Genomic DNA, 20,343 nt, shown 5'->3' on the forward strand with positions numbered 1-20,343 from the left:
AATGAAAAAAATGCTTATATTTGGTGGTATTATTATCGCCTTGTTTGCGGCAATTTTCGCTGTAACACAAATGGAAGAAAAAAACGCTTCAACTAGCCAAAAAATTGATAATGCTACTGGTAGTCAAACAGATGGTCCTGACTACTACACAAATAAAATTTCTCTTTCAGATCTTCAAAAGAACTTAAAAGAGAAAAAAGAAGAAACAGTATACTTTTATCAAACATCTTGCGTTCATTGCCAAAAATTATCTCCTGTCGTAGTGCCAATGGCTAAAGACTTGAACGTTGATATGAAAGTTATGGATATTGAAAAATTAGATGCTCCTTGGGATGAATATAAAATTCAAGGTACACCAACAATCATTCATTTTAAAGATGGCAAAGAAGTGAGCCGTATTAGCGGTGAACAGCCGAAAGACAAATTAAAAGAATGGCTTGAACAAACGAAAAAGTAATTAGAAAAGGAAACTCCTTCTACACATGAAATGGGCGTAAAATCCCACACTAATGTATAAGGAGGGGGTTTTATGCCAGAAGTAAGATGTTCTGTTTCCAACTGTTCTTTTTGGGGACAAGGTAACTTTTGTCAAGCAAGTGCGATCATCGTTCAGCCTGATGCAGATGAAACTGGTCAAACTGAAAATGATTCATATACAGCTGCTGTTTTAACAAACGAGACGCTAGAAAGTTCTGTAGCAACGAGTGTAGAGACTTGTTGTCATACATTTAAGCCTAGATATTAACAATTATTCCACCTCATATACGTGAGGTGGTCTTTTCTTTCCCTCTTCTTGTTTACGTCATCTCTAATTCTCCCTATAATAAAGTTAACATTTTTATGAATACGAAGGTGAAATACTATGGCTAAAACAATTGCAGATATCGCCAAATTGGCTGGAGTTGCAAAAAGCACAGTCTCTCGTTACTTAAACGGCGGATATGTAAGTGATAAAACAAAACTTAAAATCGAAGGTATTATTCAAGAAACAAATTTCTCTCCCAATACATTTGCTCAAAGTTTAAAAGCAAAAACAACAAATTTAATTGGTGTCATCATCCCCCGATTAGACTCCTTCGCTACAATGAAAACACTTATCGGGATCGATAAAACATTACAGGAAAATAACTATCAAATGCTTGTAGCAAATGCAAATCAAACAACCGGAACTGAAATACAAGCAATTGAAAACTTTATAAAACAAAAGGTAGCTGGCATTATTTTATTAACAAAAACATTGACGAATGAACATCAAAAAATTATGGCTAATTCAAACATCCCTATTTTATTCGTCGGGCAAGAATATAAAGATCAATATTGCCTCGTTCACGATGATTATGATGCAGCTTATGAGTTAGGGGCATACGTTTTATCGCAAGGCCATCGACATATTGCCTATTTAGGGATAGAAAAAGATGATATTTCTGTTGGAATAAATCGAAAAAATGGTTTTCAAAAAGCAATTGAAAATTTAGAACCGACTTGCAACGTTTCATATTACGAAACAACTTTCCGCATAGAAGATGCCATGAAACAAGTACAACATATTTTAGATAATAATTGCCCAACTCTTATCGTATGTGCTACAGATAACATCGCTCTTGGCGCAATGAAAGTCATTCACTCCCACTCTCTTTCTGTACCAGGTGATATTTCTGTAACAGGATTCGGTGGATATGATATTTCAGAAATGGTACACCCTAGTTTAACGACAATTGCGTTTGACTATGAGTATGCTGGAAAGCTTGCTGCCACTTCTCTTTCACAGCTTGTTGAAAACAAAACTATACCAAAAATATTACACTCCCGTTATACATTAAAAATCCAAGAAAGCGTTGACAAAATATAAAGGCGCTCTATAATAAAATTAAAACCGGTTCCACATTTTAAAAACAGGATTTTCAACATCATTTCCCTGTTTTTTATTTTAACTTATTGCGGAACCGGTTCCATAAAAGAGAATTTATAGTAAGGGGGAATTTTTATGGATATGAAACAAATTGCAACTCAAGTAATACAGAATATTGGTGGAAAGGAAAACATTGTTCGTGCCACACATTGTGCGACTCGCCTTCGTCTTATATTAAAGGATGATACGAAAATAAACGCTGCAGAAATCGAAAACATCGATGGAGTAAAAGGTGCTTTTGCAACGACCGAGCAATATCAAATTATTTTTGGAACTGGCATAGTAAACAAAGTATATGATGAATTCTCAAAACTAATTGGAATAGCCGAACTAGATTCTACAACATCAAACGATATACCTAAGAAAAAAATGAATCCTATCGCCCGCCTAGCAAAGACACTATCTAATATTTTTGTTCCAATTATTCCAGCTATCGTTGCAAGCGGTTTACTTATGGGTCTACTCGGAATGTTGAAAGCGTTTAAATTAGTTCCTGGAGATCACTCACTTATCCAATTACTTGATATGTTCTCAAGTGCAGCTTTCATCATTTTACCCATTTTAATTGGAGTTAGTGCCGCTAAAGAATTTAGTGGAAACATTTTCTTAGGTGCAGTTGTTGGTGGTATATTAACTCACCCAAGCTTAACAAATCCTTGGACTCTTTCAAATGCAAAACCCACAGTTTTACATTTCCTTGGTATGGATATTGATATGATTGGCTATCAAGGTACTGTTTTACCTATTTTATTATGTGTATATGTTATGAGTACAATTGAAAAAGAACTTCGAAAACGTGTTCCGAACTCTTTAGATTTATTAGTTACACCATTCTTAACAATTATTATAACTGGCTTTTTATCACTTATTATTATCGGACCAATTGGATATAAAATCGGTGACGGCATTACGTACCTTTTAAATACAATTTATCAATTTGCAGGACCAGTAGCTGGACTTATATTCGGTGGGTTGTATTCAACAATTGTTCTTACTGGCTTACATCATAGCTTCCACGCTATTGAAGCGGGCTTACTCGCAAATAAAGATATCGGTGTCAATTTCTTACTCCCTATTTGGTCAATGGCGAACGTTGCACAGGGCGGTGCTACTTTAGCTGTCTATTTCAAAACAAAAAACAAAAAAACGAAAGAAATTGCAATTCCAGCAGCAGCTTCAGCATTTTTAGGAATTACAGAACCAGCTATTTTTGGTGTTAATTTAAAACTTGGTAAACCATTTATTGCAGCAGCTATTGGCGGCGCAATTGGAGGCGCTTACGTTGTTTGGATGCAAGTAGCGGCTAATGCATACGGTTTAACAGGTATTCCGATGCTTACAATTGTTGCACCTCTTGGCATGATGAACATGATTCACTATATAATTGGTTTCGCTATTGCAGTTATCACTGCTTTTGTTGCCACATTCATTTTATATAAAGAAAGTAAATAATAACGGGGTGAAAACCTATGTCAAAATATAAAACAATACTGCAATCTAATAAAGACGAATTACATTCTTTATATGAAATTGCAAACCAAGATTCATGGAAACCAATTTATCATATCCACCCACCATTTGGATTAATGAATGATCCTAACGGTGTATCATACTACAATGATGAATATCACGTTTTTTATCAGTGGTATCCATTTGGTCCCATTCATGGAATGAAGCATTGGGGGCATGTGAGGTCAAAAGACCTTATTAACTGGGAGCGTATGCCTGTAGCCATCATCCCTACTGAAAGCTATGAATCACACGGTGCATATTCTGGTAGTGCTATCGTAAAAGATGGCCTTCTTCATCTACTTTATACAGGGAATATAAAAAAGCCTGATGATTCCCGTGATGCAAAACAATGTATGGCAACAATGGATTCACAATATACGATGACGAAATATAGTAATAATCCTGTTATTGATATAATTCCTGACGGATATACAAAACATGTACGTGATCCAAAAGTCTGGAAACATAATGATATATACTATATGTTACTCGGTGCCCAACGTGAAAATAAAACAGGAACTCTATTACTATACAAATCACAAGACCTATACAATTGGCATTTCCAAGGCGAAATTACAACAAACTTAAAAGAATTCGGATTTATGTGGGAATGCCCCGATTACTTCCAATTATCAGGGAAAGATGTACTTCTCTTTTCACCGCAAGGAATTGAAAAAGACGGAGAAAACTTTCACAATGTATACAATGTCGTTTATGCTATAGGCCATTTCGATATTAAAAATTTATATTTCCATGTTGATTCCTATTACGAAGCTGATAAAGGGTTCGATTTTTATGCCCCTCAAACTTTAGAAGACTCTACTAGTCGTCGCCTATTGTTTGCTTGGGCAGGATCAAGTGAAATCACATATCCTTCTGATGATTATATGTGGGCTCATTGCCTAACACTTCCACGTGAATTAACATTAGAAGATAACATCTTAAAACAAAAACCAGTTTCAGAATTAACAAAACTACGAACAACAAAAAAAGACATTTCAGGAGATATAACAGCTGGATTAAATGTATTATCAACGCTTGATGATGAAGACTCCTATGAATTAATTGTTACACTTAAAACAGAAGATGCAAAACGTTTTGGTCTTTCTCTCTTCCACAATGAGGAGGAATGTTTCCCCATTACATTTAATCGGGAACAAGGTACTATTTCTATAGACAGGGGCAACTTCTACCATCAATTTGGCGGAGAATATGGATTTGAACGCTGTAAAAAAATCGATATTCAAGATACGATAGAACTACAAATATTTGTAGATAAAAGCATCGTGGAAATTTTCTTATACGATGGTTCAACAGTCTTTACGTCCCGAGTTTTTCCTCGAAAAGACATGAAACATCATATCGCAATCTTTTCAGATGCAAAACTAAACTTTACCATCACACAATATAAGCTGAAAAGAGGGATTGTATGAGAAATGTCTTTTGTATAGGTGAACTATTAATTGATTTTGTGTGCCGAAATACTAATGTTTCTTTAGTAAACGGTTCAGATTTCGAAAAAAAAGCTGGTGGAGCACCCGCTAACGTTGCTGCTGCGATTACAAAATTAGGTGGACACGCTACATTTATGGGGCAAGTAGGAAACGACCCATTTGGTGAGTTTCTTGAACAAACTTTACAGCGTGCGCAAGTCGATACATCCATGCTCATAAAAGATAAACAAACAACACTTGCATTCGTATCCATCGATCAAGATGGCGAACGTGATTTTACTTTTATGCGTGGTGCAGATGGTGAATATCAATTCAATAGCATTGATTTATCAAAAATACAAACGAATGATTTAATACATTTCGGTTCAGCGACAGCTTTACTATCAAGCCCATTAAAAGAAACGTATTTTCAGTTGTTACAATATGCGAAAGATAAAGGCCATTTCATTTCTTTTGATCCAAATTATCGAAGTGCACTCATTACAAATACAGAACAATTCTCTCAAGATTGTCTAACCTTTATAAAACATGCACACTTCGTAAAAGTAAGTCAAGAGGAAGCTACTATGCTCTCTAAAGAGAGTGATTTACAACAAGCTGCACTCAAATTATTAAATTATGGCGCAAAAGTAGTAGCTATTACACTTGGAAAAGACGGTACCCTTCTTGCGACAAATGAAGGTCAAACTATTGTCTCTTCTATTTCCATTCAACAAGTCGATACAACTGGTGCTGGTGACGCTTTCGTTGGAGCAATGTTATATCAGATTGCCCAAAGTGAACATACACTTTCGTATCATTTCAAAGACTTAACAGCATTTATCTCCTTTGCAAATAAAGTAGGCGCTATCACATGTACAAATTACGGTGCAATTGCCTCTCTTCCATCATTAACAGATATAAAAGCATACGATTAATCGTATGCTTTTTTTACATTCCTCTCCAAAAATCATGCATAATAAAAAAGTACAAAATAACGAGAACGGCCGTCCCGCATAGGGTAATGCGCCGATATATACTCTTCTCTCCTTCCCTCGCTTTCACAAACGCCCAAATAAATCCGAAGAATAATATTAAATCAACATATGGAACATAAAAAGAAAAGACGAGAAACGCATATAAATACACGATAAATAAACAGGTCGTTACTAAGAAAACTTTAAACGCAAATTCACTTTTCATAATATAACCGCCCCCTATCTGTACTGTATTATATTCAGCAAAATACAATAGTTGCAGTTAAACTCCAAGTATAAATAAGCTACCGTCTATAATACGGTAGCCATTACGGAACATTGTATTTCCGTTTATATATATTACTTAAAATCGAAGAAGGAATTTGCTCGTAACGAACTTTCTCTCCTGTTTCATCTATAATATACGAATTGTTTCCTATATAATATATTCCATCTTTTCGTTTTGAGTACACTGGATATCTTTCATTTGGCAATACCGTTTTCACTTTCGTTAACTGTCCATTTGGTTCTTGCCAATATATATCCGCGCGGTCTACTAACGTAAGTACTCCAATTTGTTCTTTTTCTATTTTTCGACCATTCCAGCTCACAACGCGATAACCAAGTTTATTCGCTTCATATTCGGGGCTCGTATGAAAACGAGAAATGATTACTTTTGTTTGTAATTGTACTCGGTCATATAACCATTGTATATCCCTGTCATGCATACGAATACAGCCATTTGATTCCCTACTTCCAATCGTCCATTCCCGGTTCGTCCCGTGAATTGCATATTCATTCTTATCTAGTCCAAGCCACCTCGTACCAAGAGGGTTATTCGGTGCACCCCCAGGTATTTTTTTTCGATGGTATTCTTTATTTTTAAATTTAGTTATAATACAAAAATTACCTTCAGGCGTAGGTGTACGATCTCTTCCAGTCGTTACTGGAAATGTTTTTGTGTAATTTCCATTTTCAAAAAAAGACAACTGGTTCGTCGTAAGATTTACTAATATTAAATGATCTGTATTAGCAAAAGCACTAACCGGTAGGATGAAAAATAATAGTATGATGAAACATAACTTTTTCAGCTATATCCCCCCTAGCGCTCCCTATAATAAGTGGAATTAACATTACTTTGCTCTTATAAATGAAAACTATCCATTTACAATAACGCCCCCATTTACATGTATCATTTGCCCAGTAACATAGGATGAATCACCAGATGCCAAGTATACGTATGCCGGCGCTAATTCATATGGTTGACCAGGCCGTTGCATCGGAACATTGCTCCCAAACTGAGAGACTTTCTTCTCATCAAAGCTCGATGGAATAAGCGGTGTCCAAATCGGGCCTGGTGCAACACCATTTACCCGAATCCCTTTTTGCACTAACGATTGAGAAAGTGATCTTGTAAAAGCTACGATTGCTCCTTTCGTTGCGGAATAATCAATTAACGTTTCATTTCCTTCATATGCAACGATAGATGCCGTATTTATAATGACATCCCCTTTCTTCAAATGAGAAAGGGCTGCTTTCGTAACGTGAAAATAAGAAAAAATATTAATACGAAATGTTTTTTCTAGCTGTTCTGCTGTAATATACTCTAGCCCTTGCTGCGGATATTGCTGTGCAACGTTATTCACTAAAATATTTAAACTACCTAACTGCCGGGCGGTCTCTTCCACAATATCTTTACAATGCTGTTCATTACTCAAATCCCCCGGCAACAATACACACTTTACACCTTCTTTTTCAACACGTTGTTTCGTCTCATTTGCATCTTCTTCCTCATCTAAATAAGCAATCGCAACATTTGCTCCCTCTTTTGCAAAAGCGATGGAAACTGCTCGTCCAATTCCGCTATCTCCTCCCGTAATTAACACATTCTTCCCTTTTAACTTTTCACTTCCTTTATAGTTTGCATCTTCAAACTGCGGAAGGGGGCTCATTAATGATTCAATACCTGGCTGCTTATTTTGATGTTGCGCAGGCATTGTTATAAAGTTTTTTTGCTGTGGCATAGCTGCTTTCAACTCCTTTTCCTTAGCATGTGCACAATAAAAAGCTGAAATTCACACATCGTTTTACGATTAATATTCGAATTTAAGACACAAAATATGAATTGTTATAAACTTTTTATGCAAAACTATTGCAAAATAGATAAAAAACGAATATTATATATAACTGTTGTGAAAATTATTCGTAAACAGAAAGGATGTTTATATGTTTAACCTTTCAAAACATAAAACTTCTATTAAAACTGAAATTATGGCAGGTATTATTACCTTCTTAACAATGGCATATATCATTGTCGTAAACCCTGTTATCCTTGGAGATGCAGGTGTTCCATTTGAACAAGCATTTACAGCAACAATTATCGCTGCTGTTGTCGGAACATTATTTATGGCAATCTTTACAAACTTACCAATCGCAATCGCGCCAGGTATGGGATTAAATGCTTACTTCTCTTACTCTGTTGTAAAAGCGCATGAAGGCATGACTTTCGCAATTGCATTCTCTGCTGTATTCGTAGCAGGTATGATTTTAATTTTGCTATCATTTACATCTTTCCGTACAAAATTAATGGAAGCAATTCCTGAAAACTTAAAACATGCAATTACTGCTGGTATCGGGCTATTTATCGCCTTTATCGGTTTACGTTTAACAGGTATCGTTACAAAAAATGATGCAAACTTAGTTGGACTTGGTGATCTTCACTCTGCTCCAGTACTACTAGCATTAGCTGGACTTGGAATTACAATTGTCCTTATGTCTTTAAATGTAAATGGCGCACTATTTATCGGGATGCTATTAACTGGTATTATCGCTTTCTTCACGGGACAATTATCATTCTCAAACGGTGTTACATCAATGCCTGGTTTACCAGAAGGAATTATCGTTTCAAATCCAATTACTGCTGTATCTGACGTAATTAACTACGGATTATACGGCGTTGTATTCTCATTCTTCCTTGTTACACTATTCGATACAACAGGTACATTACTTGGCGTTGCACAACAAGGTGGATTTATGAAAGACGGAAAGCTTCCAAAAGCAGGACGAGCTCTTCTATCTGACTCATTCTCAGCAACTATTGGTTCTATGTTCGGAACGACACCATCAACAGCTTACATTGAATCATCTGCTGGTGTTGCAGCTGGTGGTCGTACTGGTTTAACAACTGTTACAGTAGCGGTTCTATTCGCACTAGCAGCATTCTTCGGCCCATTAGTAAGTGCTGTTTCTGGTGTATCAGCTATTACTGCACCCTCATTAATTATCGTTGGTAGTCTTATGATGGGTTCAGTTCGCCACATCGATTGGGACGCATTTGATGAAGCATTCCCAGCATTCTTAGTAATCTTAAGCATGCCACTTACATCAAGTATCGCAACAGGTATCGCACTTGGATTTATTTCATACCCACTTATGAAAGTGGCAAAAGGTAAATTCCGTGCTGTTCACCCACTTGTATATGTATTTGGAATTTTGTTTGCTTATCAATTGATATTCTTACCACATTAAAATCCCTCATAAAGAGGGATTTTTTTATACATAAAAAGTAGAGCATCGAAATTCGATGTTCTATTTTCCTTTTTTAAAAGCAATATAAAAAGACTGCAGAGAACTCCATCTCCACAGCCTAATTATTATTTTTGCAAGAACGCCTGCAAATCTGCAAATTGCCTCTTTGCATCTTCATAGCCTTGCTCGTATAAATTTTGTAGTTTTGCTGTATCTTTTTCCATACGATCTACTTGAAGCGGCACTTCTGGGCGAATAACAAATAAATTGCCAGCTTGTTCTTCTTTTTCAATATAGTGAAGTGTTTCATTATACACTTCATAACGATTTAGCATCGTGTTCACAAGGTTCGGATATTTTTTATAAGCTTTCGCAGCAATCCACCCAAATCTTGATTTTTTCTTTGCGTAACCATGATTTCTCGTTAAAATTACGACTGATTTTTTAAATCCATCTTCCTGTGCTTTACGAACTGGAATTGGATCAGAAATCCCGCCATCTAACAGTTGCTTGCCACGATAATTTACTACTGGTGCAATGAAAGGCAATGAACTAGACGCTTGTAATAAATTTAGCGCATCATCATTCGTGCCTTCTTTTTCAAAATAAACTGATTGCCCTGTTTCACAATCCGTCGTTCCTACAAGGAAACGTTCCGGGCTATTAAAGTATGTTTCAAAATCAAACGGCACATGCTTTTCTGGGATTTCGTGGAAAATGAAATCCATATCAAATAGCTGACGTTTTCTCCATAAGTTTTTATACGATAAATATTTCGGATGTGATGCATAATCAATATTGACCGTTTTATTTCTATTTCTTTGTCTGGAAAGATACGACGCTGCATGACAAGCACCAGCTGATACACCGATTACATATGGAAAATATAAATCTTGTTCCATAAAGTATTCTAATATCCCGCCCGTGTATACACCACGCATACCGCCGCCTTCTAATACTAACCCCGTATTTTCAAGCATGTTACTCTCTCCTCTATATATATTGACTCTTTAATTATTCACCATGTTAAGTATCTTTTTCTATTATATATGAGTTCTTTCAGAAATTATATTTAAAAGACTTGAGAAAAAGGAGTTTTTTCTTCCAATTATATTTCCAAATGACCGGAGACATCCTTTATAAACCTTTGAATAAAGTCTTGCTCTTCTTTCGTATATCCATCTAAAAGTAACAACCACTTTTCTTCAGCTTGCTTATGCAATTTTTCATGAGCTTTATATATTTCATTCCCACTCTCCGTTAAGCTGAAGAAGATTTCTTTTTGATTATCTAACATTTGCATCTTCTCAACGAATTGTTTTTGAAACAACTTTGTACAAATTTTAGAGATTGCTCCCTTCGTCATGCCCATTTCTGTCGTAATTGCCGTTACATTCATCAAACCATTTTTTCCGATACATTCGATTACATGTAACTCAGATAAAGACATACTACTTACGCCTGTCTCACGAAGAAACTTCTCATTTTGTCGTTTTAAATGTTCTTCTTTTTTATGCAAAAGTGTACGAATGTCCGACAGTATTTCCATTTGCTTCGTTGCATGCTTCAATCCGTTCGCCTCCTAAGTTTCCAAAGAAACAATTTAACTATATACCATTTTAAAACCATTTTTTCATCTTTACAAGTAAGAAAATCATGTTAAAATAAATTTAGTTTCCAAGGAAACTAAATTGCAAGGAGGTTAACAAGATGAAAAAATCTAAACTAACTTTCATTTTATATGTTGTCTGTATTAGTGCCTTACTCGGTTCCTTCGCTCAAAATATTTACACACCTATCTTACCGATGATTCAAAATTCTTTTCACACTTCTCTTTATCTTGTAAATGTAACAGTTTCACTTTTCACATTCGTTCTTGCAATTATGCAGCTCGTATATGGACCTTTAATTGATACAAAAGGGAGAAAATCTGTCCTTATCCCTAGTTTAGTCATTAGTACAATTGGTTCAATCGGATGTGCTTTTTCGGCAAACATTTATTTATTTCTCTTTTTTAGAGCTGTTCAAGCTATAGGAATAGCGGCTATACCTGTAGTTTCAGCAACGATTATCGGCGATTTATTTGAAGGAAAAGAACGCGGAGAAGCGATGAGCCTATACCAAATGTTACTTGCCCTCGCACCTGCAATGGCTCCTCTCATAGGTGGTTATCTTGGCAGTATAAATGGTCACTTATCTGTATTTCTCTTTTTATCTACACTTGGCATTATCTTATTAATTATAAACATTTCACTACTCCCAGAAACAAGGCCAAATATAATTAAACAATCTAAAGCACAAAAGAATTACTCTCTTATCTTAAAAAATAAAACTGGATTTTCTATTACTCTTATTGGCTTCATTCAATTTTGTATTTACTTTTGCTTTCTCGTTTTTTTACCGAGTATTTTAACAAATTCATTTCATTTAACTGTAAATAAAATTGGTCTTATGTTTGTACCAATGTCTCTTTCTATCATGCTAGGAAGTTTTTGCTACAAGTTTTTGCAAAAACGACTCACAACAAAGCAAGCTTTATTTATTACGAGTTTCTTCAATATTATATGTGTCGTTTTATTCTCTTTCACATATAGCATCAATATCCCATTCATTATTATCGTTACATCTTTGTACGGTTTTAGTATGGGACTTTCTATGCCAACTCACACTACTTTATTAACAGAAGAATTCGTACAAGAACGCGCAACAGCTATCGGTATGTACAACTTCATCCGCTATCTTGGTATGGGCACAGGGCCACTTATAGGTGGATTTCTTTTATTTAACCAAAATTACTTTTGGATTTTCTTCCTAGGCGCAATTATGTTTTTACTTGTAATCTTATATACAATGAAAATGCTAAGTTTTCATTCTGTACAAAAAGCAAAATAGAGCCCCCAAAAAGGTCGGCTCTATTTATCCTCTTTGATCCGCAACAATATGAATATCAATATACTTTGTTTGTCTCATAATTTCATTTACAATAGAGCCTTTTCGTATTTCTTCCCACCTTGTTCTAGCCGATTGTCCAAGTAAAATTTGCGTCACCTGTAATCTTTTTGCCACTTCAATAATAACATCTGCTGGCTTTCTTCCCTTTGCTTCTTCTAATACAAAACTTGCATCAAATTGATTCGTTAGCAACTTCCACTCTTCAATCGTCTGCTTTTTTCCAGCTGAAATAGAATCTATATTTTCCCTCTCAACGTTTAATACGTACAATTCAGCGTTTAACCGATCAGCCATGCGCCATCCCCGTCTTATTAATTTCTCCGCTGTTGAACTGTATTGTACACAAACGAGAATTTTTTCTTTCACTCCGATTGGTTCTATCACTGTTTGACTAATCTTTTCGTCCATATCGTCAGCGACTTCACGAAGCGATAATTCCCTAAGTGCTCCTAAATTATTAAGCGTAAAGAAATTTTGTAAGCTTTGCTGAATTTTTTCTTCTTTATATATCTTTCCGTCTATTAACCTCTTCCGAAGTACTTCCGGTGTTGCATCAACGAGCTGAATTTCATTTGCTTTTTGTAAAATAAAATCTGGAATTCGTTCTCTTACTTTTACATTCGTAATTTGAGCTACAATATCATGAACACTTTCTAAATGTTGAATATTAAAAGCTGATAATACCGATATACCAGCCTCTAACAATTCCTGCACATCCATATAACGTTTTTTATGCTTAGAACCAGGAACATTACTATGCGCAAGTTCATCCACTACGACTACTTGCGGCGCGCGTTTTTTTATTCCTTCCACATCAAGCTCATAAAATACCTTTCCTTTATACTGTATTTCTTTCAAAGGAACTTTTTCTAAATCAGCAATTGCTTCTGCCGTCTCTTTTCTTCCATGCGTTTCAATTAAACCAATTACAATATCAATTCCATCTTTTTTCATTTCCCTTGCATCAAAGAGCATTTTATAACTTTTTCCTACGCCTGGAGCTGCTCCTACATATAACTTTAACTTTCCGCGATTTTGCTGACGAATATATTCTAAATATTCCTCTGGCGTTCGCCTTTGAAACTTCGGTTCATAATCATCTGCATACAAAATAAACACTACCTTTCATTCGAAACAACGCTACCTCAATCCGTTAGATTGAGGTAGCACTGTTACTATTTCATTAATTCCTGTAATGCCCAATTTAGCTTTAAGACGTTTACGCGGGTCTCTCCAAATAAACCAAGCGCAGCACCTTCTGTTTGATCTTTAATCAATTGATTAAGTTTTTCTTTCGGAATATTCGTTAATTTCGATATGCGATCCACCTGCACAGAAGCTGCCTTCGGACTAATATCAGGATCAAGCCCTGAACCTGAATTTGTCACTAAATCAATCGGTACTTCTGTAACTGGAACGCTCGGATTTTGTTTCTTCCACTCTTCAATACTTTTCTCTACTCGTTTCTCTAAATCTGGATTAGATGGTGCATAGTTATTTGAACCAGATGCTTCAGCCTTATATTCAATACTAGAAACACGCCCTTGAAAATAACGTGGATCCGTGAAGTTTTGCCCGATTAATTTAGAACCAATCACTTCATTTTTATCATTATATATTAGACTTCCATCCGCATTATCCTTCATCACGGCTTGTGCAATACCAGTAACAATAAGCGGGTATACAAGTCCGCACAACACTAGAAATGTAAAAGTAATACGGATAATTGGTGATAGTATACTTTGTTTCTTCTCCATCTTTTTCCCCTCTTCCTTATATGAACAAGCCGACAATTATATCAATTACTTTAATTCCAATGAACGGAACGATAACTCCGCCAAGCCCATAAATAAGTAAGTTTCGGCTAAGCAATGCATTAGAACTCATCGGTTTATATGCAATACCTTTCATCGCTAACGGAATGAGTAATGGAATAATAACAGCGTTAAATATTAATGCTGATAAAATCGCTGACAGTGGTGATGTTAATTTCATAATGTTCAATGCCTCCATTTGCGGAATCGCAAGTGTAAACATTGCTGGAATGATTGCAAAATATTTTGCTATATCATTTGCAATACTAAACGTCGTTAAAGCACCTCGCGTCATTAACAATTGCTTACCGATTCCTACAACCTCAATAATTTTCGTTGGATTCGAGTCTAGATCAATCATGTTTGCCGCTTCTTTCGCTGCTGTCGTACCACTGTTCATCGCTAATCCAACGTCCGCCTGTGCTAATGCTGGAGCATCATTTGTACCATCACCTGTCATCGCTACAAGTTTCCCTTTATCTTGCTCTGCTTTAATGACAGCAATTTTATCTTCCGGTTTACACTCGGCAACGAATTCATCTACTCCAGCTTCTTTTGCAATGGTTGCTGCTGTTAACGGATTATCACCTGTACACATAACCGTTTTAATCCCCATTTGGCGTAACTGTTCAAAACGCTCACGCATACCCGGTTTTACTGTATCCTTTAAATAAATTAAACCGTAAATACGATTATCTACTGCAACTACAAGTGGTGTTCCGCCCTCTTTTGAAATTAAGTCTGCTTTTTGATTTACATCTTTCGGAATTGTTCCGCCTTGTGACTCAACCCATTCAATAACGGCACCTACAGCACCTTTTCTCACTTTTGTTCCGTCTTGTAAATCAACACCACTCATTCTCGTTTCTGCTTTAAACGGAACAAACTCACCTTGTTCTGCAAGTTCTCTATTATATGATATAGATTTTCCCTGCACATACTCGATAACAGATCGACCTTCTGGTGTTTCATCTAAAACAGAACTAATAGCGGCCCACTTTCCAACTTGCTCAATCGTTTCATTTCCTACAGGCAATAATGTATGAGCCATTCGGTTCCCAAAAGTAATTGTACCTGTTTTATCTAAAATAATTGTATTAATATCGCCCGCAGCTTCTACTGCTTTCCCTGACATCGCTAGCACGTTAAATTTTGTCACCCGATCCATCCCCGCAATACCAATCGCTGATAGCAAACCACCAATTGTCGTTGGAATTAAACATACTAACAACGCTACAAGTACAGCAGTATCAATTTGAAAACCTAAATAATTTGTAAAAATCGGCAACGTCACAACGACGATTAAGAAAATAAGAGTTAAGCTCGTTAATACTGTATTTAAAGCAATCTCATTCGGCGTTTTTTGACGAGCAGCTCCTTCTACTAAAGAAATCATTTTATCGATAAATGATTCACCAGGATTACTCGTAATGACAATTGTAATTTCATCACTTACGACCATCGTTCCACCTGTTACGGAACAAAAATCACCGCCTGCTTCTTTTATAACAGGAGCTGATTCACCTGTAATTGCAGATTCATCTACAGATGCTAATCCTTTGATTACTTCACCATCACTTGGAATCATTTCTCCTTGTTTTACGATAACAACGTCACCTTTTCTAAGATCAGTTGCTGAAACTTGGACAATGTCTCCATTTTCTTTTACTACATTTGCAAACACATCTTTCTTCGACTGCTTTAAAGAATCGGCTTGCGCTTTACCACGACCTTCTGCTAATGCTTCTGCAAAATTCGCAAATAAAACTGTAAATAATAGAATGAGAGAAACTGTTATATTAAACCATCCTGGTATACTACTAGAACTACTTGGAAGAAAAGATAAAATGAACGTAATGATAAATCCAATTTCCACAACGAACATAATCGGATTCTTTATCATGACTTTCGGATTCAATTTCGCAACGGATTGCTTCATCGCATGTGTTACGATATCACGATCCATCGTTTTCGCTTGTCTAACTTCATCTTCTACAGCATGTATTTGTGACTCATTTAATTGTTTTTCTTTTACTACTACCGGTCTCATCATTTACCCTCCATTACTTCAATGTAAGAAATTCTGCAATTGGACCGAGTACTAACATCGGGAAGAATGTTAATGCACCGACAATTACAATTGTTCCGATGAAGATGCCACCAAATAAACTATTATCTGTACGGAACGTTCCGACTGTTTCTGGCACTACCGTTTTTTCTTTCAATGAAGCTGCCACAGCTAGCATCGTAATTAAACTGAAGTAACGTCCTAAAAACATAACTAAACCAGTCGTAATATTCCAAAACGGTGTATTATCTCCTAATCCTTCAAATCCAGATCCGTTATTCGCAGCTGACGATGTATATTCATATACCACTTGCGTCAAACCGTGGAAACCGGAATGAGAAATAGCATCCGTCCCTAAATTTGTTGAAAGAGCTAATGCCGAAAATCCTAAAATGAGCAATGGATGAAATAAAATCGTGACCGCGATTAATTTCATTTCCTTACCTTCAATCTTTTTACCTAAAAACTCTGGTGTCCGTCCAACCATTAACCCAGATATAAACACCGCGATAATTGCATACATAATAATGTTTACAAAACCTGCTCCAACGCCGCCATACACAGTATTTAACATCATATTTACAAGCGGAACTAAACCGCCAATTGGTGTTAACGTATCATGCATCGTATTAACAGCGCCTGTTTCAGCAGCTGTCGTTACCGTTGCGTATAGTGAAGAAAATACTGTTCCAAATCGTACTTCTTTCCCTTCTGTACTTCCTTGTACATGTTCGATACCCATTCCATTTAATGCCGGGTTCCCGTTTAGTTCAGATGTCGTAATCGTTATAAACCCTAGTAAAAATACCATAAATAGTGACACGAAAAGGATGCGGCCTTGTTTTTTATTTCCGACCATTCGTCCGTACGTAAATGGAAGTGCTGTTGGTAATAACATCATAAGCATCATTTGCAAAATATTACTCATTTGTCCTGGATTTTCGAAAGGATGCGTAGAATTTGCTCCGAAAAATCCACCACCGTTATTTCCAAGTTCCTTAATGGAAACGAATGATGCAACAGGTCCACGTAAAATACTTTGCTTTGCACCTTCAATCGTTTGTGCTGTAACCGCCCCATCTAACGTTTGTGGTACGCCAAGTGCGACAAAAACTAGTGCCGCAATAAATGCAATAGGAAGAAACACTCTCGTTAACGCTCTCGTAAAATCAACGAAAAAGTTACCAAGTTCTTTTCCAGCAAGTCCTCTTATAAAAGCCATAACGAGCGCTAATGTCGTTGCTGGTGCCGCAAACATTAAAAATGTAATTCCGATTAATTGTGATAAATAAGATAAACCATTTTCACCGCTATAATGCTGTAAGTTTGTATCAGCCATAAAACTAATTGCTGTATTAAAAGCGAGCGTAGGCTCCATCCCTTCAATATGCGCTGGATTTAGTGGCAGCACACCTTGTAATCTGAAAATGAAGTATACGACAACGATCATAAATCCATTTAATAAAACTAATGATAATGCGTACTGTTTCCACGTTTGATTGTATGCTTTTACACCCGTAATTTTAAAAATAAGTTTTTCAAAAGGCCCGAATACTTTATCTAACGTTTTGCTACCTTGAAAAGCTTTTTCTAAATAAATCCCCGTTGGCTTTGCTACTAAAATAAACAAGAGCATTGTAATAATGACTGCAACCCAAATCATAATGAATGATTCCCCCTAATTAAAACTTCTCTGGATTTAATAATGCATACACTAAATACACTGTAATTGCTGCGACAATAACCGATAAGACAATCATCATGATTGCTTTCCTTCTTTCACAACTTTATCTGACCAACTTGCAAGACTTGCCATCGATGCAACTAATAAAATAAAAATCCCGACCATTACAACATCTAACATAACTATCCCTCTTTTTTGTTAAAATTTACCATTTAAATATTAAAAAAGAACACTGAGCTCTACTCAGTGTTCAAAAAATGAACAACAAAAAGTAAACCTCCTCTCTAAACGCTTACGAGGTTAGCTGTCGGATTCGGGCCTAAAGAGTAGCCCTACTTTCAAAACTGAAAGATTCACCCCAAGTGACGATGCACAAAATTGGTTCCCCCGCTCCATTTCTGGAACTCAGCGATTTTAGGTTTTTTTGGAAATTTTATGAATGATTTATGAGAGTAAATATACTCCTCTATATTTCACTTGTAAAGGGGTAAATTACTGAAAATAATAATATTTACATTCATTTAAACGCTTACATTGAAGATTATTACTGTTATTTCATCTATTTTCTTTATTTCTCTTTTCTTTTCTTAAAAATGACCTTTTAAATATGAAATAAAAAGAGCGAATGACATGAAGTGCATAGCTTGTTGCACTCAGCATTCGCTCTTTTTTATTCAACCTTTATTCTCCTCGTAAAAATGCACGTAAATTTCTCCCACGAATATAAACTTGTGTCAATTCTGCATGTAGCTGCTCATACTCGGTAATATCCATCTCTAAATACAAAGCATCTTTTGATGGTAATATAATATATGGCCCTGGAAAAAGGGGATCAATCTGGACCAATTCTTGAACTCGCTCTACCGATACTGCCCAACGATTTGCTATATCTCCAAGTAATAGTACCTTCATCATTTCTTCCCCCGCCCTATTCAAAAAATAAAAAAGAAATATTATCACAATTTGTAAACACGACAAACTTAGCTCCAATGGTTTCATAGAGCCTCGCTGGATATCGTTTATTCCTTGTAACAACAGTAATAGGTGCTTGAAAAGAAAAACGAATGTGTTCTGTGAAGAAACTAACGATTGGAAGCTCATCCCCTAGTAAAATGACCTTCTTAATACACTCACAAATACTAGTAAAATCCTGCTCCTTACTACAACTATAAGTCCAATCAAACCCACAATTCCTAACTTCAGCCGCTACCTCTTCATTTGCTGTAAAAATAACTAACTCATGTTGAAATGCAACTAGATCTCTTAAACTATTTACCTTACTTTCTTCTCCAACACAAATAAGTGTTAGTTCCATGTACCTCATCCTCCTTAGTATAAAAGAAATCAAACATAGATTGATATTCCCCTATACTAATCAGATCGATGAAGTGATGTATCCATCATGGCACCGTCCTCTCTCAAGACGCTTACGAAGTTAGCTGTCGGATTCGGGCTTTGAGAGTAGCCCTACTTTCAAATTTGAAAGATTCACCCCTAGTGACACTGCACAAATTGGTTCCTCCGCTCCATATAATTGGACTCAGCGTTTACAAAAAAATATATTCTGGCTGATATATTACTCCTGTATTTTGAAAAAGTAAACAGAAAAAAAGCCAGTTATAAAACTGGCTTTTCACTTATCTATACACGCGTTCTATTCACTTTATACGCAAAATGATTCGTTGGTCCATGACCACTACCAATATTCAATGGCTCTTCAATTGCTATACTAATAAATCGTTTTGCTTCTTGAACAGCATCTTCAATTGAGTATCCTTTCGCAAGTCCTGCTGTAACCGCTGAAGCAAATGTGCACCCACTTCCGTGCGTTTGCTTTGAAGGAATTCGCTCGCTTCTAAACTCAATAAATTCTTCTCCATCAAAGAGGAAATCAATTACTTCATTACCTTGATATTCTGCATGTCCGCCCTTCATAAGCACATATTTAGCACCTAATTTGTGCAATACTTTTGCAGCTTCCTTACTATCTTCAACATTATGAATCTCCACCCCAGTTAACACTTCTGCTTCTGGAACATTCGGTGTTATAACGGTTGCTACTGGTAATAAATATTCTTTTAATGCATGAACTGCTTCTTGCTGTAATAATGATGCACCGCCTTTTGCGATCATAACGGGATCTAGCACAATATTATTCCAGCCAAATTTTTTAATTTGTTCTGCAACAATTTGAATTATTTCACTACTAAATAACATTCCTAGTTTCACTGCATCTGGTGTTAAATCCGTACCAATTGAATTCAGCTGTTCTGTAATACCTTCTAACGGAACAGGATATACCCCTTGAACGCCAAGCGTGTTTTGAGCAGTAATTGCCGTAATAGCCGTCATTCCGTATACACCAAGCTCTTGGAATGTTTTTAAATCTGCCTGAATTCCAGCACCGCCGCCGCTATCAGACCCTGCAATTGTTAAAGCTTTATTCACTTTCATCCCACTCATCCT

22 protein-coding genes and 2 riboswitches are annotated in these 20,343 nt (G+C 36.1%); of the genes, 8 read left to right on the plus strand and 14 right to left on the minus strand.

Annotated elements, in window-relative coordinates:
- Position 1 precedes the first annotated feature (1 nt).
- The 6 genes from IQ781_RS11720 to IQ781_RS11745 all read left to right on the plus strand — a co-directional run bounded on the left by IQ781_RS11720 (position 2) and on the right by IQ781_RS11745 (position 5,792).
- Positions 2–457, plus strand: a complete 456-nt coding sequence (locus IQ781_RS11720; RefSeq protein ID WP_000738435.1) for a thioredoxin family protein — start codon at positions 2–4, stop codon at positions 455–457.
- Positions 458–529: 72 nt separating this feature from the next.
- On the plus strand, positions 530–745 hold the full coding sequence (locus IQ781_RS11725) for a DUF1540 domain-containing protein (protein ID WP_001115482.1): 216 nt from the start codon (positions 530–532) through the stop codon (positions 743–745).
- 117 nt (positions 746–862) lie between these two features.
- Positions 863–1,849 (plus strand): LacI family DNA-binding transcriptional regulator, encoded by a 987-nt coding sequence (locus IQ781_RS11730; RefSeq protein ID WP_001140401.1) that lies wholly within the window; start codon positions 863–865, stop codon positions 1,847–1,849.
- 135 nt (positions 1,850–1,984) lie between these two features.
- A complete protein-coding gene (locus tag IQ781_RS11735) occupies positions 1,985–3,361 on the plus strand; it encodes a sucrose-specific PTS transporter subunit IIBC (RefSeq protein WP_139847153.1) in 1,377 nt (458 codons plus the stop codon).
- Between the two features lie 17 nt (positions 3,362–3,378).
- Entirely contained in the window at positions 3,379–4,854 is a 1,476-nt protein-coding gene (gene scrB / locus IQ781_RS11740; RefSeq protein WP_000049748.1) for a beta-fructofuranosidase, read from the plus strand.
- Positions 4,851–5,792 (plus strand): carbohydrate kinase family protein, encoded by a 942-nt coding sequence (locus IQ781_RS11745; protein ID WP_001246640.1) that lies wholly within the window; start codon positions 4,851–4,853, stop codon positions 5,790–5,792. The genes scrB and IQ781_RS11745 overlap by 4 nt, the downstream gene beginning before the upstream one ends.
- A 13-nt stretch (positions 5,793–5,805) precedes the next feature.
- Here the strand turns inward: IQ781_RS11745 and IQ781_RS11750 are convergent, their stop codons facing one another.
- The 3 genes from IQ781_RS11750 to IQ781_RS11760 all read right to left on the minus strand — a co-directional run bounded on the left by IQ781_RS11750 (position 5,806) and on the right by IQ781_RS11760 (position 7,855).
- On the minus strand, positions 5,806–6,057 hold the full coding sequence (locus IQ781_RS11750) for a hypothetical protein (RefSeq protein WP_000834195.1): 252 nt from the start codon (positions 6,055–6,057) through the stop codon (positions 5,806–5,808).
- Between the two features lie 103 nt (positions 6,058–6,160).
- Positions 6,161–6,922, minus strand: coding sequence for a L,D-transpeptidase (locus IQ781_RS11755; protein ID WP_025921749.1), 762 nt, complete (start codon positions 6,920–6,922; stop codon positions 6,161–6,163).
- Between the two features lie 66 nt (positions 6,923–6,988).
- Positions 6,989–7,855 (minus strand): SDR family oxidoreductase, encoded by an 867-nt coding sequence (locus IQ781_RS11760; protein WP_001136261.1) that lies wholly within the window; start codon positions 7,853–7,855, stop codon positions 6,989–6,991.
- Between the two features lie 202 nt (positions 7,856–8,057).
- Between IQ781_RS11760 and IQ781_RS11765 the strand changes: the two genes are divergently transcribed.
- Positions 8,058–9,359 (plus strand): NCS2 family permease, encoded by a 1,302-nt coding sequence (locus IQ781_RS11765; protein WP_000482713.1) that lies wholly within the window; start codon positions 8,058–8,060, stop codon positions 9,357–9,359.
- 125 nt (positions 9,360–9,484) lie between these two features.
- Here IQ781_RS11765 and IQ781_RS11770 read toward each other — a convergent pair whose 3' ends face one another.
- Together IQ781_RS11770 and IQ781_RS11775 are read right to left on the minus strand one after the other, a co-directional pair.
- Positions 9,485–10,339, minus strand: a complete 855-nt coding sequence (locus tag IQ781_RS11770) for a patatin-like phospholipase family protein (protein WP_000892679.1) — start codon at positions 10,337–10,339, stop codon at positions 9,485–9,487.
- Positions 10,340–10,467: 128 nt separating this feature from the next.
- Positions 10,468–10,929, minus strand: coding sequence for a MarR family transcriptional regulator (locus tag IQ781_RS11775; protein WP_000679681.1), 462 nt, complete (start codon positions 10,927–10,929; stop codon positions 10,468–10,470).
- Positions 10,930–11,069: 140 nt separating this feature from the next.
- Here IQ781_RS11775 and IQ781_RS11780 point away from each other — a divergent pair, with 140 nt between their 5' ends.
- Positions 11,070–12,251 (plus strand): MFS transporter, encoded by a 1,182-nt coding sequence (locus tag IQ781_RS11780; protein WP_065212395.1) that lies wholly within the window; start codon positions 11,070–11,072, stop codon positions 12,249–12,251.
- Between the two features lie 24 nt (positions 12,252–12,275).
- On the opposite strand, the gene kdpDN is transcribed toward IQ781_RS11780, so the two are convergent.
- The 9 genes from kdpDN to thiD all read right to left on the minus strand — a co-directional run bounded on the left by kdpDN (position 12,276) and on the right by thiD (position 20,331).
- Complete coding sequence (gene kdpDN / locus IQ781_RS11785) at positions 12,276–13,430, minus strand: KdpD-like non-kinase potassium sensor (RefSeq protein ID WP_072769987.1); 1,155 nt, start codon at positions 13,428–13,430, stop codon at positions 12,276–12,278.
- A 56-nt stretch (positions 13,431–13,486) separates the two neighbouring features.
- A complete protein-coding gene (gene kdpC, locus IQ781_RS11790; protein WP_139847152.1) occupies positions 13,487–14,068 on the minus strand; it encodes a K(+)-transporting ATPase subunit C in 582 nt (193 codons plus the stop codon).
- 16 nt (positions 14,069–14,084) lie between these two features.
- Positions 14,085–16,175, minus strand: a complete 2,091-nt coding sequence (gene kdpB / locus IQ781_RS11795) for a potassium-transporting ATPase subunit KdpB (RefSeq protein WP_001248003.1) — start codon at positions 16,173–16,175, stop codon at positions 14,085–14,087.
- 13 nt (positions 16,176–16,188) lie between these two features.
- Positions 16,189–17,856: a potassium-transporting ATPase subunit KdpA gene (gene kdpA / locus IQ781_RS11800; protein WP_000638330.1), complete on the minus strand. Its 1,668-nt coding sequence runs from the start codon at positions 17,854–17,856 to the stop codon at positions 16,189–16,191.
- 19 nt (positions 17,857–17,875) lie between these two features.
- On the minus strand, positions 17,876–17,956 hold the full coding sequence (kdpF, locus tag IQ781_RS11805; RefSeq protein ID WP_000973728.1) for a K(+)-transporting ATPase subunit F: 81 nt from the start codon (positions 17,954–17,956) through the stop codon (positions 17,876–17,878).
- On the minus strand, positions 17,953–18,057 hold the full coding sequence (locus tag IQ781_RS11810; protein WP_000887894.1) for a SipW-dependent-type signal peptide-containing protein: 105 nt from the start codon (positions 18,055–18,057) through the stop codon (positions 17,953–17,955). The genes kdpF and IQ781_RS11810 overlap by 4 nt, the downstream gene beginning before the upstream one ends.
- 95 nt (positions 18,058–18,152) lie before the next feature.
- A riboswitch (cyclic di-AMP (ydaO/yuaA leader) is annotated at positions 18,153–18,298 on the minus strand.
- A gap of 260 nt (positions 18,299–18,558) precedes the next feature.
- Entirely contained in the window at positions 18,559–18,792 is a 234-nt protein-coding gene (locus IQ781_RS11815) for a hypothetical protein (RefSeq protein WP_002025339.1), read from the minus strand.
- A 13-nt stretch (positions 18,793–18,805) separates the two neighbouring features.
- Complete coding sequence (locus tag IQ781_RS11820) at positions 18,806–19,192, minus strand: hypothetical protein (protein WP_000424087.1); 387 nt, start codon at positions 19,190–19,192, stop codon at positions 18,806–18,808.
- Positions 19,193–19,285: 93 nt separating this feature from the next.
- A riboswitch (cyclic di-AMP (ydaO/yuaA leader) is annotated at positions 19,286–19,433 on the minus strand.
- Between the two features lie 85 nt (positions 19,434–19,518).
- Positions 19,519–20,331 carry a bifunctional hydroxymethylpyrimidine kinase/phosphomethylpyrimidine kinase gene (gene thiD, locus IQ781_RS11825; protein WP_048655918.1) on the minus strand — a complete coding sequence of 271 codons (813 nt, stop codon included), beginning with the start codon at positions 20,329–20,331 and terminating at the stop codon, positions 19,519–19,521.
- Positions 20,332–20,343: the final 12 nt, after the last annotated feature.

It is taken from the genome of Bacillus sp. N447-1 (assembly GCF_022701035.1).
GTDB lineage: Bacteria > Bacillota > Bacilli > Bacillales > Bacillaceae_G > Bacillus_A > Bacillus_A cereus.

Excerpts from the sequence above, each read along its gene's own strand:
- IQ781_RS11720 (WP_000738435.1), top strand. The coding sequence starts at position 2 with ATGAAAAAAATGCTTATATTTGGTGGTATTATTATCGCCTTGTTTGCG.
- IQ781_RS11725 (WP_001115482.1), top strand. The coding sequence starts at position 530 with ATGCCAGAAGTAAGATGTTCTGTTTCCAACTGTTCTTTTTGGGGACAA.
- IQ781_RS11730 (WP_001140401.1), top strand. The coding sequence starts at position 863 with ATGGCTAAAACAATTGCAGATATCGCCAAATTGGCTGGAGTTGCAAAA.
- IQ781_RS11735 (WP_139847153.1), top strand. The coding sequence starts at position 1,985 with ATGGATATGAAACAAATTGCAACTCAAGTAATACAGAATATTGGTGGA.
- scrB (WP_000049748.1), top strand. The coding sequence starts at position 3,379 with ATGTCAAAATATAAAACAATACTGCAATCTAATAAAGACGAATTACAT.
- IQ781_RS11745 (WP_001246640.1), top strand. The coding sequence starts at position 4,851 with ATGAGAAATGTCTTTTGTATAGGTGAACTATTAATTGATTTTGTGTGC.
- IQ781_RS11750 (WP_000834195.1), bottom strand. The coding sequence starts at position 6,057 with ATGAAAAGTGAATTTGCGTTTAAAGTTTTCTTAGTAACGACCTGTTTA.
- IQ781_RS11760 (WP_001136261.1), bottom strand. The coding sequence starts at position 7,855 with ATGCCACAGCAAAAAAACTTTATAACAATGCCTGCGCAACATCAAAAT.
- IQ781_RS11765 (WP_000482713.1), top strand. The coding sequence starts at position 8,058 with ATGTTTAACCTTTCAAAACATAAAACTTCTATTAAAACTGAAATTATG.
- IQ781_RS11770 (WP_000892679.1), bottom strand. The coding sequence starts at position 10,339 with ATGCTTGAAAATACGGGGTTAGTATTAGAAGGCGGCGGTATGCGTGGT.
- IQ781_RS11780 (WP_065212395.1), top strand. The coding sequence starts at position 11,070 with ATGAAAAAATCTAAACTAACTTTCATTTTATATGTTGTCTGTATTAGT.
- kdpC (WP_139847152.1), bottom strand. The coding sequence starts at position 14,068 with ATGGAGAAGAAACAAAGTATACTATCACCAATTATCCGTATTACTTTT.
- kdpB (WP_001248003.1), bottom strand. The coding sequence starts at position 16,175 with ATGAGACCGGTAGTAGTAAAAGAAAAACAATTAAATGAGTCACAAATA.
- kdpA (WP_000638330.1), bottom strand. The coding sequence starts at position 17,856 with ATGATTTGGGTTGCAGTCATTATTACAATGCTCTTGTTTATTTTAGTA.
- kdpF (WP_000973728.1), bottom strand. The coding sequence starts at position 17,956 with ATGATGATTGTCTTATCGGTTATTGTCGCAGCAATTACAGTGTATTTA.
- IQ781_RS11810 (WP_000887894.1), bottom strand. The coding sequence starts at position 18,057 with ATGTTAGATGTTGTAATGGTCGGGATTTTTATTTTATTAGTTGCATCG.
- IQ781_RS11815 (WP_002025339.1), bottom strand. The coding sequence starts at position 18,792 with ATGATGAAGGTACTATTACTTGGAGATATAGCAAATCGTTGGGCAGTA.
- IQ781_RS11820 (WP_000424087.1), bottom strand. The coding sequence starts at position 19,192 with ATGGAACTAACACTTATTTGTGTTGGAGAAGAAAGTAAGGTAAATAGT.
- thiD (WP_048655918.1), bottom strand. The coding sequence starts at position 20,331 with ATGAAAGTGAATAAAGCTTTAACAATTGCAGGGTCTGATAGCGGCGGC.